The 13,790-nt window shown below is 57.3% G+C and carries 7 protein-coding genes; 1 reads left to right on the top strand and 6 read right to left on the bottom strand.

Annotation, left to right across the window (positions count from 1 at the left end; all coding sequences use genetic code 11):
• The first annotated feature begins 106 nt into the window (after positions 1-106).
• Positions 107-1,609, top strand: coding sequence for a glycine betaine/L-proline transporter ProP (gene proP, locus H7R56_RS22560; protein WP_106928460.1), 1,503 nt, complete (start codon positions 107-109; stop codon positions 1,607-1,609).
• A 158-nt stretch (positions 1,610-1,767) separates the two neighbouring features.
• On the opposite strand, the gene H7R56_RS22555 is transcribed toward proP, so the two are convergent.
• The 6 genes from H7R56_RS22555 to H7R56_RS22530 all read right to left on the bottom strand — a co-directional run bounded on the left by H7R56_RS22555 (position 1,768) and on the right by H7R56_RS22530 (position 13,775).
• Positions 1,768-3,132 carry an HlyD family type I secretion periplasmic adaptor subunit gene (locus H7R56_RS22555; RefSeq protein ID WP_182928427.1) on the bottom strand — a complete coding sequence of 455 codons (1,365 nt, stop codon included), beginning with the start codon at positions 3,130-3,132 and terminating at the stop codon, positions 1,768-1,770.
• Positions 3,119-5,305: a type I secretion system permease/ATPase gene (locus H7R56_RS22550; RefSeq protein ID WP_106928456.1), complete on the bottom strand. Its 2,187-nt coding sequence runs from the start codon at positions 5,303-5,305 to the stop codon at positions 3,119-3,121. The genes H7R56_RS22555 and H7R56_RS22550 overlap by 14 nt, the downstream gene beginning before the upstream one ends.
• Before the next feature lie 96 nt (positions 5,306-5,401).
• Positions 5,402-6,754 (bottom strand): TolC family outer membrane protein, encoded by a 1,353-nt coding sequence (locus tag H7R56_RS22545; RefSeq protein ID WP_182928426.1) that lies wholly within the window; start codon positions 6,752-6,754, stop codon positions 5,402-5,404.
• A gap of 126 nt (positions 6,755-6,880) precedes the next feature.
• Entirely contained in the window at positions 6,881-7,540 is a 660-nt protein-coding gene (locus tag H7R56_RS22540) for a hypothetical protein (protein WP_106928451.1), read from the bottom strand.
• Positions 7,541-8,122: 582 nt separating this feature from the next.
• On the bottom strand, positions 8,123-13,096 hold the full coding sequence (locus H7R56_RS22535; protein WP_182928425.1) for a hypothetical protein: 4,974 nt from the start codon (positions 13,094-13,096) through the stop codon (positions 8,123-8,125).
• Between the two features lie 337 nt (positions 13,097-13,433).
• Positions 13,434-13,775: a tryptophan synthase subunit beta gene (locus H7R56_RS22530; protein ID WP_106927363.1), complete on the bottom strand. Its 342-nt coding sequence runs from the start codon at positions 13,773-13,775 to the stop codon at positions 13,434-13,436.
• Positions 13,776-13,790 lie beyond the last annotated feature (15 nt).

Here is a 13,790-nt window from a genome sequence, read left to right as displayed (position 1 = left end):
AAGTGGAACCAGAATCTCCACGGTTCCCTTTACGCACCTTCGCAAACAATCGCATTGTTTGTCGCCACTGGGTGTGCGTTCAAGGCGAAATTGAACGAGGAAAACCATGCTTAGAAGGAAAAAAGTAAAACCGATCACGTTACGTGACGTCACCATCATCGATGATGCTAAACTACGCAAAGCGATCACCGCCGCCTCGCTGGGCAATGCGATGGAGTGGTTTGATTTCGGTGTTTATGGGTTTGTGGCCTACGCGCTGGGTAAAGTCTTCTTCCCGGACGCCGATCCTAGCGTACAGATGATTGCTGCGCTGGGGACGTTCTCGGTGCCGTTCCTGATTCGTCCGCTGGGCGGTCTATTCTTCGGGATGCTCGGGGATAAATACGGGCGACAGAAGATTCTGTCAATCACCATCATTATTATGTCCCTCAGTACATTCTGTATCGGCCTTATTCCGTCGTATGAGACGATAGGTATTTGGGCGCCGGTGCTGCTGCTGTTGTGTAAAATGGCACAGGGCTTCTCCGTGGGCGGTGAATATACCGGGGCGTCGATCTTCGTGGCCGAATATTCCCCAGACCGTAAGCGTGGCTTTATGGGCAGCTGGCTGGACTTTGGCTCGATTGCCGGTTTTGTGCTGGGTGCTGGGCTGGTGGTTCTGCTCTCCACGGCCGTCGGCGAAGCGAACTTCCTTGAATGGGGCTGGCGTATTCCGTTCTTCGTCGCGCTGCCGCTGGGTATCATTGGCCTCTATCTGCGCCATGCGCTGGAAGAGACGCCAGCGTTTCAGCAGCACGTGGACAAGCTGGAACAGGGCGATCGTCAGGGTCTGCAGGATGGGCCGAAAGTGTCGTTTAAAGAGATTGCCACCAAACACTGGCGCAGCCTGCTGGCCTGTATCGGCCTGGTTATCTCAACCAACGTCACCTACTACATGCTGCTGACCTATATGCCGAGCTACCTGTCGCATAACCTGCACTACTCGGAAGACCACGGGGTGCTGATTATCATCGCCATTATGATCGGTATGCTGTTCGTGCAGCCGGTAATGGGGCTGCTGAGCGACCGTTTTGGCCGTCGTCCGTTCGTCGTGGTGGGCAGTATCGCGCTGTTGGTGTTCGCTATTCCGGCCTTTACGCTGATTAACAGCAACTCCATCGGCCTGATTTTCACCGGTCTGCTGGTGCTGGCCGTGATCCTTAACTGCTTTACCGGGGTGATGGCGTCCTCGCTGCCGGCGATGTTCCCGACCCACATCCGCTACAGCGCGCTGGCCAGCGCCTTTAATATCTCCGTGCTGGTTGCCGGTCTGACGCCAACGCTGGCGGCATGGCTGGTGGAGTCGTCGCAGAACCTGATGATGCCGGCGTATTATCTGATGATCATCGCGGTGATCGGTTTGATTACCGGCGTGATGATGAAAGAAACCGCCAACCGTCCGCTGAAGGGCGCGACGCCTGCGGCTTCGGACATTCAGGAAGCGCGTGAGATTCTTCAGGAACATCACGACCACATTGAGCATAAAATTGAAGACATTGATGCTGAGATTGCCGCGCTGCAGGAGAAACGCTCGCAGCTGGTAATGCAGCATCCGAAGATTAACGAGTAGGCAGACTAAGGCATTACGCCCTCAGGTACGGCGCCTGATGGCGTAATGCAAATTTGTAGGCCGGATAAGCAAAGCGCCATCCGGCCTACCGTGCCTGCTCCTGACTTCAACGCCTTAACTGACCCGCATCAGACTTATGGTGCCGGGTTTTTTTATGCTTAGCGTTCGCGAAACGCTTCGGCCCGTGCGCGTAGAATCGGTTTGAGCAGATAGGCGAGAATGGTTTTCTTACCGGTAATGATATCCACCGACGCCACCATCCCCGGAATAATGATCAGCGGCTTTTCGTCGCTGCCGAGGTGGTTTTTGTCCGTGCGCAGACGAATGGCATAGAAGCTCTTACCGTCTTTATCGGTCACCGTATCGGGGCTGATTTGTTCCAGCCTGGCCTTCAGGCCGCCGTAGATGGTGTAGTCGTAGGCGGTGAATTTTACGATGGCTTCCTGACCCGGGCGCAGAAACGCGATGTCCTGCGGGCGGATTTTCGCCTCAACCAGCAGCGTATCGTCCAGCGGGACAATTTCCACCAGATCGTTACCCGGCTGAATTACGCCGCCAATGGTGTTAACCATTAGCTGCTGCACGATGCCGCGCACCGGTGAGGTGACGAGCGTACGGTTGACCCGGTCTTCAATCGCTTTGCCGGAGGCTTCGATTTTACTGAGATCGGTACGCGCCTCGTTGAGCTGCGACAGCGCTTCGCTGCGATAGCGGCCGCGCGTCTCGCCGATTTTGCTCTCAATCTCTTTAATCGCTGCCTCGGCCCTCGGGACCGCCAGCGTGACGGACTCAAGCTGGCCGCGTGTTTCCACCTCGGACCGGCGCAGACGCAGCACTTCAACTTTAGAAATCGCGCCCTTGGCGACCAGCGGTTCCGACATGCTGATTTCCTGCTGCAGCAGGCCCAGACTGCGGCGGTACTGCGAGCCTTTGGCCTGGTAGTCCAGCAGTTCCTGTTTCTTCTGCACCAATTGCTCGTTCAGCCCGGACAGCTCGCTCTGAATGCGCTTGTTGACGCTGGCGAACAACTCCATTTCCCCGTTAGCTATATCCGGCGATTTTTCGAGAATATCCGGCGATAGGGTCAGGGTTTCTTTATTATCCAGCTGCGCGGTCAGGCGCTGAATACGCGCCTCCAGCGCCAGGCGGTCGGCCTCCGATTCGCCCGCGTTGGAGCGAAAACGGGTGTCATCCAGGCGCAGCAGCGGCGCGCCGGCCTGTACCACTTCCCCTTCATGAACGAACACCTCGGCGACAATCCCGCCCTCCAGGTTCTGGATTTTTTGCAGACGAGAAGAGGGAATTGCCTTGCCGTCGCCGCGCGTCACTTCATCAATGTCGGCCAGCGACGCCCAGGTAATCATGACGATAAAGAAGCCGAGAATTGCCCACAGGGTGATACGCACCACGCGCGGGGAATCGTCGAGCAGTGCTTTATTCACCTCGTTGGCGGTGAGCGTTGCGGTATTTTTGTCGCCAAAAAGCCACTTCATCAGGCGGTTAAGTCGGTTAGCGTTGCGCATGAATTTGTCCTTTCTTCAGTGCGTTCATCACGCTTTCTTTCGGACCATCGGCGATAATTTTGCCGTTATCGAGGATGATCAGACGGTCAACCAGCGTCAGCAGCGAGGCGCGGTGGGTAACCAGCAGCAGCGTTTTATTGCGGACCACCGGCGTCAGCGCCTTCTTGATCAGGTCTTCACTGGTGTTATCCATCGAACTGGTCGGCTCATCCATCAGCAGCACCGGCGGGTCGAGCAGCAGCGCGCGCGCCAGGGTCACGGCCTGGCGTTGGCCGCCTGAGAGGTTCATCCCGCGCTCGCCGACCTGCATGTTGTAGCCTGAAGGATGGCGGCGGGCGAATTCGTGCACACCCGCCAGCGTGGCCGCGCGCAGCATGGTTTCTTCGTCCACGTAGCTGGCGCCGCTGAGCAAGTTGTCGCGCAGCGTGCCGCTGAACAGATGAATGTCCTGCGGCGCATAGCCCACGTTGTGGCGCACATCGTTAACGTCGAGCTGACGGGCGTCGATACCGTCGATCAGGATGGTGCCGCCGTCCGGCTGGTAGAAACCTACCAGCAGCTTCGCCAGCGAACTTTTTCCGGAACCGCTGCGGCCGATGATCCCGACCTTTTCCCCGGGCTCGATTTTTAACGAAATACCGTTCAGCGACAGGTACTGGTTTTGCGGGTAGCGGAAGCTGACGTCGCGGAATTCGATGGCGCCGGAGAGCGTTTCGCGCTTCAGCGGCACTTCGTCTTCCTGCACTTCCTGCTCAAGATCCATCATCTTATCGATGGTGGCTTTGGTCATTTTGGCGCGCTGGTAGCGGGTAATCAGGCCGCAGAGGTGGCCGATCGGCATCATCGCGCGGCGGTTGAGCAGGTAGCAGGCAATCAGGCCGCCCATGCTGAGGTTACCGGCGATAATGCTGTACACCCCGGCGACAATCAGCGTAACGCCGCTGATTTGCTGGATCCAGGCGGTAAAGTTGACCGCCACGTAGGACAGTGATTTTACCCGCAGCTCAAGCTTACTGAGCTGGCCGATGATCTGTTCCCACTGATACTGGCGCTCGCTTTGCGCGTTGTTGACCTTGATGGCATCCAGCCCGGTAATGGTTTCAACCAGCATGGCCTGGCGTTCGGTAGAGAGGCGGTAGGTTTTCTGCACCTGCGTCAGCAGCGGGCGCTGAATCATCCAGTTAACCAGTAGTGCAATCGGGTAGCAGAGCAGCGGTACCAGGGCGAGCGGGCCGCCAATAATGCCGATCACCAGAAAAATCAGTAAGGTAAATGGGAAGTCGATCAGCGCCGTCAGGGTCAGCGAGGAGAGAAAATCACGAACCGACTGATACTCCTGGAAGTGCTGCGTAAAGCCACCGACCCGCTGGGGGCGTTCTTTCATTTTCATCCCAAGCAGGCGTTCAAACAGCGCCGCTGAGACGATAAGATCGGTCTTTTTCCCGGCCAGATCGAGGCAGATGCCGCGTAATATCTTCAGGATAAGGTCAAAGATGAACGCAATTGAGATACCGATCGCCAGCACCCAGAGGGTGGCGGTGGCCTGATTGGGCACCACGCGGTCGTAGACGTTCATCACGAAAAGCGGTGTAGCTATCGCGATCACGTTGATGATAAAACTGGCAACGATAGAATCAAGATAGAGGAATTTCGACAGTTTTAACGTGTCTTTAAACCACGACCGCGTGCGAGGGATGGTTGCCGTTGGCTGGCGGTCGAACTCATGCCCCGGCTGAATAAAAATGGTTTTGCCGCTGTAGTTTTCCGCCAGCGCTTCACGCGCCAGCAGGATTTCACCGCCTTCCGTTTCGGTGGACAGCAGCCGCGCCCGGTTTTGTTCATCCCAGCCGATCAGCACCGCCGCCTGCTCATTTTTCAGCAGCACGATGGCCGGCAGCGAGAGGGCGGTGATGTTCTCCAGCGGCCGCTGTAGCACGCGCGCTTTTAGCCCCGCTCGCTGCGCGGCACGCGGAAATGCGCTTAAGGTGAGCCGGTGCGCTTCCAGAGGTAACCCGCTGGTTAGCACGTTGCGGCTAGTGATGACGTTATGCAGTTTGCAGACAATCATCAGCGAATCGAGCAGGGGATCGTCATGGTTTTGGCGCGGGTCGAGTCTGATGGTGTCATCAGTGGAAGGAGTTGCTTGCTCAAGTGGATCAGTATAAGACGCCATAGTCAGACCTTATATACCAGCGAAAAATCGCTAAGGCTAAAGAATATAAGGGGCTATCTCATCTTGTGATGAGATAGCCCGTAGGCCCAAAATCTGTTACTTCAGGTCAGGTAAGTTGCTGTGTGCGGTTTGCTGTACCTCGACCGGCTGCGCGGCAGACGGTGCCTGAATATTCAGCTGTTTTAACAGATCGCCGATGCGTGCGTTGATGCGGTAGGTGGTGAACATCTCCGTAAACTGCATCTCGACATAGCGGCGCTGGGCGTTAAATACTTCGTTTTCGCTGTCCAGCATATCCAGCAGGCTACGCTCGCCGATGCTGAACTGTTCCTGGTAGGCGGTGCGCACCACGGCGCTGCGATCGGCATAATCTTTGGCGATCGGTACCTGCTGTTTGGCGTTCTGCCAGGCGTTCCACGACAAACGCAGCTCTTCATCCAACTGGCGGAGGGCGTTACGCTTCACGTCCTGCGCTTCCTGCATTTTATACGCGTAAGATGACAGCTGAGCTTTATCGCTGCCGCCGTTAAACAGGTTGTAATTCATACGCACCATCGCCTGCCACTCCTGATCGTGGCCGCGGGTACCGTCAGTGTTGTTATCCATGCGGCGCCCCACGTCGATATCTACGCTCGGGTAGAAGCGGGATTTGGCCGCTTCGTACTGCTGGCGAGTGGCCTCAACGTCTGAGTCCGCCTGCTTCAGCAGCGGGCTGTTTTCCAGCATCTGCTTACGCGCTTCGGCCTGCGATCCCGGCAGTTTGGTTGCCATCGGCATCGACAGCCCGCTGGCTTCTTTGCCGACGACGCTGTAGTAGTTAGCCTGCGCATCTTGCAGGTTAGTTTGCTCTGTCAGCAGGTTGTTTTTCGCCTGCGCCAGACGCGCCTGCGCCTGTTCATAGTCGGCGGTACGGCCTACGCCTTGCTCGGTGCGTAAACGAATCTGATCGAAAATACGCTCGTGGCTTTTCAGGTTATCCTGCGCCAACTGCACCATCTTCTGGCGCATCAGTACGTCAAGATAGCTTTGGATAGCATCCAGCGCGGTCACTTCGCTGGTGTTCATGACCGAGAACGCGCGCGAGTTGACGGTAGCCCTCTGGCGAGCCACTTCGCTTGAGGTGGCAAAACCGTTGAACACGTTCTGGCGCAGATTGATGCTCGACTCGCTGCGGTGCAGGTTACGACGGTGGTCGTCAGCCGCACGCGTTGACGCATTGTCGGTCTGTTCCCAGCCGGTACCGGCAGACATGTCCAACGTCGGCAGGTAGCCGCCCTTTGCCGCCCGTAGATCCTGATCGGCCGAATAGCGGCTGTTAACCGGCGCACTCACCTGCGGATGCCACAGCAGGCTGTCTTTGACCGCTTGTTCAAGCGTTGCCGCGCTCACGCCGTTAGCAAACAATAATGGCAGAGAGATGCCCGCTAATACCCGAATATGTTTATTCATAATGTCGTCCTTTTCTTTCCTTCATTTCCCTGGCTCGTGGTCATCCGCCAGAGGCAATGTCATTAGACAAAACGTAAAATCGATGAAGACGCCATGAGTGCAACGATCGCCTCATGGCGTGATATTTCAGGGCTCGATCTCTGATTTAGCGATGAGATCGTCTAACTGAGCGCTTTCATTGGGAGCCCAGTTTTGTCCGCCTTCCGCGCCGCCGCCCTCTGCCGGAACCGGTATAACGCTATGCTGTACGTCGTTTATTGCTGGATTCTCCGTGGTTTGAATGAGGCTGGAGAGATCCTTATTTTGATCGTCGCTAATGATATCACTGAATGACAAAGGTTCATCCTGACTAATAATGGTGGCTTTAGATTCTCCTTCAGCGTCATCGTTATTCAGGCTACTTTCCTCATTGGCTATTTCCGTTTCATGATGCGTCCCGCTATCGATATCTTCCAACAGCGTATCGAGGGGGTCTTCCCCTGCATGACTATTTTCGCCAACAATGACGGCGTATTGTTCATCGTCGACGCTGTCGAGGGCAAGCGTGCCGCCTTCGACTAAGGGGTTATCAATATTTTCTGCCGCAGTATCCTGCGGGCCAGCAGCATCCTCTGAGGTATCCCGCGCCGTATTATCCGTGGCATTGGCTGTGATGTTTTGCTCATGGAGATCGTTATCGTCGATATCAGGATGCGTGTCGACCATCGCCATCATGGCGCTTTCATCCCCGAGCCCGTCAGACAGTTCGGTGAGCGCCGATTCCGGGCCGTCGGCGTTATCCGCCATAACGAACTCCTTGTATCTGACTTGAACACTTCCGTTTGCTCATGGCGCATAGAGTTTTTTGCACGACATAGCTCTATGACTGCACCGTCAACACCAGACAAAGTCACTAATACATTTGTGTGGGTGTTGATAGTATTCCAGAGCCTATACACATAAGGCCTGGTAAATAAAAGTCTGGTTAGGGTTATAACGTAATGTGCAGAAAAAAAACTTTCTTTGATTTTAATGTCGTTTTAGTAATAATTTTCTGTAAAGAAATTGAGTTCTGGTGATTTGTATATCGAGATAAAGCAGTGGCGATGTTTTTTGTTGTATATGATTGAAATTAATAGCTTATTATTTATTTTGATGGTGATTTTTTATAAGTGGTTGATATTTTAGTGCGATATTTCCTGCGTCCGTAAAATGTATTAGCGACGATAGCCGTTAGGGGAGTTAATAGTCATATCTTTCTGACGTTATTCTCTTTTACCCATAGTCAGGTCAGCTCTCGGCATCCGCGGGATAGCGGATATAATAAGTGGCGTTATGTGTTAGTGCCTATCTGTAAAAAAAGGGCCAGCAAGTGCTGGCCCTTTCGTATTATGCGTCTGTATCCGGCGGTGCGATAAGATGATCCAGTTCGGCAATATCATGCGCGTTCCAGGTCTCTCCACTACCGCTACCCGAGCTTTCAGCCGGTACGTCCTGAACATGTCCTGCCGCTGGCTCACTGCCCGATGGCCCCGTCACCTGAATGAGTGCGCTAAGATCTTTGGCGTCATCATCATGAATAATGTCGCTGAGATCGATTACGTTCTCGTGATTCGGCTCGTCAGTCTCGGACTGTGCGGATGTCGCCGCCTGTGTCTCCTCTGCCTGCGCGGTATCGGTAGCGTTCAACTGGCTATCGATATCGCCGAGCAGCATGTTGAGCGATGTTTCCGGGCTTTCGTCAGCGCTTTGCTCAAGCGGTGCGTTCTGCTCTACGCTGCTCAAATCAAGGTTATCATGATCTACCAGCAGGATGGCGCCGTCCTGATCCGCCGATGTGTGTTCATCTGCGGTCTCGGCCAGGCTGGCGTCAGCGGTGCGATCGGCTGAGCTATCATCCTCACTATGGTCTATCGCCGTTCCTTTATCGGCTTCTGTACTCTCGTCTAGCGTGTGAGCCGTACTGTCGCTGTCATCAGCGTTATTCGCTAACGCCTCTTGCTGCACGTCATCGTGAGTTTCCTGGGTATCCACGCGATCGTCGAGCGAGTGATGCCCGTCGTCCTCGATGCTCATCAGGCTTACCGTTTCGCTGTCGGCGTGGTTTTCTTCGCCGCCGGTAAGATGGATATCATGATGATCGCCGTTGGCGCTAAGATCGCCAGACGTGTGCGTTGAGCCTTCACCGTTATCGATATTCGTGATGACATCCACTTTAATCGACGTCAGATCGCTTATCTGCGTTTGCGAGGTAAAGGTCAAATCAGCTTTGAGGTCGCTCCCATCGGCTACATCAATAATAATCTGGCCCGTGTTGTCGACGGTATAGCTTTTGCCGTCATAGCTTAACGTGGCGCCCGGCGGCAGGCCGGTCAGTTTAATGGATGTGATGTGATCGCCTTTCGCCGCACCATCAAGGCTGGCATCAAGACTCAGCTTGTACTCCCAGGAGGTGTGGCTATCCGGGTGTGAAGGATCCAGGCCTTCTTTACCATCACCCGAGATCACTTCGCTCACCCGGTTGTTGCCGCCATAGGTTTTGCCGTTGATGGTGACGTTGACGCTTTCGTAATAGTTAATGCTGTTATTGACGTTCGCAGAACCGGCACTTGAGCTCCAGTTCGACGTCCCCGCAACGAAGATATAGTCGTGCGCGTCGCTGGACGTGGGTTCCCGGTTCCCATTGACGGCATTCATGGGCTGCTTATGGCCGTCACTCTGCGTGTAGGTACTTTGATCGTGCAGCACAAAGATATCGGTTTTGCCCGGCGTGCCCTGCGCGTTGCCCTGGTCGTAGACGTGGATATTTTCCGCCGGGATATTACTGGAAACGTATTTCCCTATATCGCCCGCAGAGACCCAAAGCACGACGTTTGAGCCAACGGCGGTGATAACCCCGTTGCTATCGACATCGAAACCGTTCGGATTACCGCTGCCGCCGTTCACCTGCGTGGTTTTAGTCGATTCGGAGGCGGTGAAGTCGACTTTAAGAGTGATGTCGGAATCGGCGTCCGCGTCCGAATCTGCGTCGGCATCGGCATCGGCATCGGCGTCCGCATCGGCATCGGCATCGGCGTCCGCATCAGCATCAGCGTCCGCATCCGCGTCTGCGTCGGCGTCAGCATCTGCATCTGCATCCGCGTCGGCATCCGCATCCGCGTCGGCATCCGCATCCGCATCCGTGTCGGCATCCGCATCCGCGTCGGCGTCCGCATCAGCGTCTGCGTCGGCATCCGCGTCCGCATCCGCGTCGGCGTCCGCATCTGCATCAGCGTCCGCGTCGGCGTCCGCATCAGCGTCTGCGTCGGCATCCGCATCCGCATCGGCATCGGCATCCGCGTCCGCGTCCGCATCTGCGTCGGCATCCGCGTCTGCGTCGGCATCAGCGTCTGCGTCGGCATCCGCGTCTGCGTCGGCATCAGCGTCCGCATCAGCATCAGCGTCTGCGTCTGCGTCCGCATCGGCGTCTGCGTCGGCATCTGCGTCGGCATCGGCGTCTGCATCGGCGTCTGCATCGGCGTCTGCGTCGGCATCGGCGTCCGCATCCGCGTCTGCGTCGGCGTCAGCATCTGCATCCGCGTCGGCGTCCGCATCAGCGTCTGCGTCGGCATCCGCATCGGCATCCGCGTCCGCATCCGCGTCCGCATCCGCGTCCGCATCCGCGTCTGCATCAGCGTCCGCATCGGCATCAGCGTCGGTGTCTGCATCCGCATCGGCATCGGCGTCCGCGTCGGCATCGGCATCTGCATCAGCGTCCGCATCGGCGTCAGCATCCGTGTCGGCATCCGCATCCGCGTCGGCGTCCGCATCAGCGTCTGCGTCGGCATCGGCATCCGCGTCCGCATCCGCGTCGGCGTCCGCATCTGCATCAGCGTCCGCGTCGGCGTCCGCATCAGCGTCTGCGTCGGCATCCGCATCCGCATCGGCATCGGCATCCGCGTCCGCGTCCGCATCCGCGTCTGCGTCGGCATCAGCGTCTGCGTCGGCATCCGCGTCTGCGTCGGCATCAGCGTCCGCATCAGCATCAGCGTCTGCGTCTGCGTCTGCGTCCGCATCGGCGTCTGCGTCGGCATCTGCATCTGCGTCGGCATCGGCGTCTGCATCGGCGTCTGCGTCGGCGTCCGCATCCGCGTCTGCGTCGGCGTCAGCATCTGCATCCGCGTCGGCGTCCGCATCAGCGTCTGCGTCGGCATCCGCATCGGCATCCGCGTCCGCATCCGCGTCCGCATCCGCGTCTGCATCAGCGTCCGCATCGGCATCAGCGTCGGTGTCTGCATCCGCATCGGCATCGGCGTCCGCGTCGGCATCGGCATCTGCATCAGCGTCCGCATCGGCGTCAGCATCCGTGTCGGCATCCGCATCCGCGTCGGCGTCCGCATCAGCGTCTGCGTCGGCATCGGCATCCGCGTCCGCATCCGCGTCGGCGTCCGCATCGGCATCAGCGTCCGCGTCGGCGTCCGCATCAGCGTCTGCGTCGGCATCCGCATCCGCATCGGCATCGGCATCCGCGTCCGCGTCCGCGTCCGCATCCGCGTCTGCGTCGGCATCAGCGTCTGCGTCGGCATCCGCGTCTGCGTCGGCATCAGCGTCCGCATCAGCATCAGCGTCTGCGTCTGCGTCCGCATCGGCGTCTGCGTCGGCATCTGCATCTGCGTCGGTGTCTGCATCCGCATCGGCATCGGCGTCCGCGTCGGCATCGGCATCTGCATCAGCGTCCGCATCGGCGTCAGCATCAGCGTCGGCATCCGCATCCGCGTCGGCATCTGCATCAGCGTCGGCATCAGCGTCGGCATCCGCGTCGGCATCCGCATCCGCATCCGCGTCGGCATCCGCATCCGCGTCGGCATCCGCATCGGCATCCGCGTCCGCATCCGCATCTGCATCAGCGTCCGCATCCGCGTCTGCGTCGGCATCCGCGTCTGCATCAGCGTCCGCATCGGCATCAGCGTCGGTGTCTGCATCCGCATCGGCATCGGCGTCCGCGTCGGCATCGGCATCTGCATCAGCGTCCGCATCGGCGTCAGCATCAGCGTCTGCATCTGCATCCGCGTCGGCATCCGCATCCGCGTCGGCATCTGCATCAGCGTCGGCATCTGCGTCGGCATCCGCGTCGGCATCCGCATCCGCGTCGGCATCCGCATCCGCGTCGGCATCCGCATCCGCGTCGGCATCCGCATCGGCATCCGCGTCCGCATCTGCATCAGCGTCCGCGTCTGCGTCGGCATCCGCGTCTGCATCAGCGTCCGCATCGGCATCAGCGTCGGTGTCTGCATCCGCATCGGCATCGGCGTCTGCATCAGCGTCTGCGTCGGCATCGGCATCGGCGTCCGAATCTGCGTCGGCATCAGCATCGGCGTCTGCATCCGCATCAGCATCAGCATCAGCATCAGCATCCGCATCGGCATCGGCGTCCGCGTCCGAATCTGCGTCGGCATCGGCATCGGCGTCCGAATCTGCGTCGGCATCAGCATCGGCGTCTGCATCCGCATCAGCATCAGCATCCGCATCGGCATCGGCATCGGCGTCCGCGTCCGCGTCCGCGTCCGAATCTGCGTCGGCATCGGCATCGGCGTCCGAATCTGCGTCGGCATCAGCATCGGCGTCGGCATCCGCATCAGCGTCTGCATCGGCATCAGCATCGGCGTCTGCATCAGCGTCTGCGTCGGCATCAGCATCCGCATCGGCGTCCGCGTCCGAATCTGCGTCGGCATCAGCATCGGCGTCTGCATCCGCATCAGCATCAGCATCCGCATCCGCATCCGCATCGGCATCAGCGTCTGCATCGGCATCAGCGTCTGCATCCGCATCGGCGTCTGCGTCGGCATCCGCATCAGCGTCCGCATCCGCGTCGGTATCATCCCGCTCGGCTGCGTTTTCGCTCCGATCAAGAACCGTCAGTTCTTCTTCAATGGGGGTATTCGGGAAGTCGAGCCCCTCGGTAGGGTATCCGGCTGAGGGATCGACGCGCTCGCCGGTGAGGTCCAGAATGACATGCGTATGGGCGCCGCCGGCGCCGGGCTCGCCGCTGCCGGTAGTTGTTTGTGGACCTGCTGCCGTGGCCTCAAGCGTTTGTGTCGGGTCCTGGCCGTCGGCAATTGCCTGCTGGATCGCGGCAATGTCGGTCTGGTCCGTAGCCTGCGGGGTAGCGGCAAGGCTGTGGCTGCCGTCCCAGTGGCTATCGCGGCCGAGATCGAGGTGTTTTCCGTTTGGGAGGGTGAGCGTGACGGCACCGTTTGCGCCGGTTTCAATTTGCTCTCCGGTGAGAATTTTATCGCCTTCTACAAGCAGGCGACGGCTTCCATCTGGTGAAATAGCGAAAACCTGACCGATGATCGCTTTAATTGTCCCGGCTATACCGTTCATCTGGCTCTCCCATTTATCTTGTACCGGCTTTTCCATTGCCGCTGGAGTATGTATTAGATAGGGTCTTTATCTCTGATATTCAGAGTGACAATCAGCTGTATTGATTAATAATACTGATAATTCCTTTTCGGGAATATACCTGTATTTAGTGTGAGTTCACCAATTAACGATACCCTATAACAAATTGAGAATTTATTCTTTGATTTTAATGTCGTTTTAATGCGATGGAACGATAAAAACCCACCTAATATAGGTGGGTTAATATTAATACTTAGAACGCTAATTATATTTAAGGCACAGTATTAACATGCCTTAAATAATCAGTTTTCTTGAGCGTTTAAATCAATCTTTCATCGTCATCGCCGATCAGTCCTTCCAGCCCGCTCAGTGCCTGACGCGCCTGAGCACGGTTCAACAGCTTGCTTTGTGCTGCTGGCGGCAGGTCGGTGATGCTAATGATACCTTTGCTCATCAGTACTTCAATCAAGTCTTCCAGTACGCGGACCATATCCAGGTCGCTCTGCTGAAGGCGCTGGAGCGTGGCTGCACGGAGACCTTCAACCTTAAGCCACTCGTTAATTTCTGCCGTGGTCTCCGCACTTTTTTCGGTCATCCCGCTAAACTCCACGGCTTCAACCCTGACGATCCGTCCTTCACCATCGCGTTCAATAAAATGCATGGCCGTTCTCCTGAA

Source organism: Klebsiella sp. WP3-W18-ESBL-02, assembly GCF_014168815.1.
In the GTDB taxonomy this organism is placed as follows: Bacteria; Pseudomonadota; Gammaproteobacteria; order Enterobacterales; family Enterobacteriaceae; genus Kluyvera; species Kluyvera ascorbata_B.
The sequence above is the reverse complement of the archived record's forward strand: the minus strand, read 5'-3'. Positions and strand labels throughout refer to the sequence as shown.

Bases quoted from the DNA above. Each gene is read 5' to 3' on its own strand.
- H7R56_RS22545 (WP_182928426.1), bottom strand. From the start codon at position 6,754: ATGAATAAACATATTCGGGTATTAGCGGGCATCTCTCTGCCATTATTG.
- H7R56_RS22540 (WP_106928451.1), bottom strand. From the start codon at position 7,540: ATGGCGGATAACGCCGACGGCCCGGAATCGGCGCTCACCGAACTGTCT.
- H7R56_RS22530 (WP_106927363.1), bottom strand. From the start codon at position 13,775: ATGCATTTTATTGAACGCGATGGTGAAGGACGGATCGTCAGGGTTGAA.
- H7R56_RS22555 (WP_182928427.1), bottom strand. From the start codon at position 3,132: ATGCGCAACGCTAACCGACTTAACCGCCTGATGAAGTGGCTTTTTGGC.
- H7R56_RS22550 (WP_106928456.1), bottom strand. From the start codon at position 5,305: ATGGCGTCTTATACTGATCCACTTGAGCAAGCAACTCCTTCCACTGAT.
- H7R56_RS22535 (WP_182928425.1), bottom strand. From the start codon at position 13,096: ATGAACGGTATAGCCGGGACAATTAAAGCGATCATCGGTCAGGTTTTC.
- proP (WP_106928460.1), top strand. From the start codon at position 107: ATGCTTAGAAGGAAAAAAGTAAAACCGATCACGTTACGTGACGTCACC.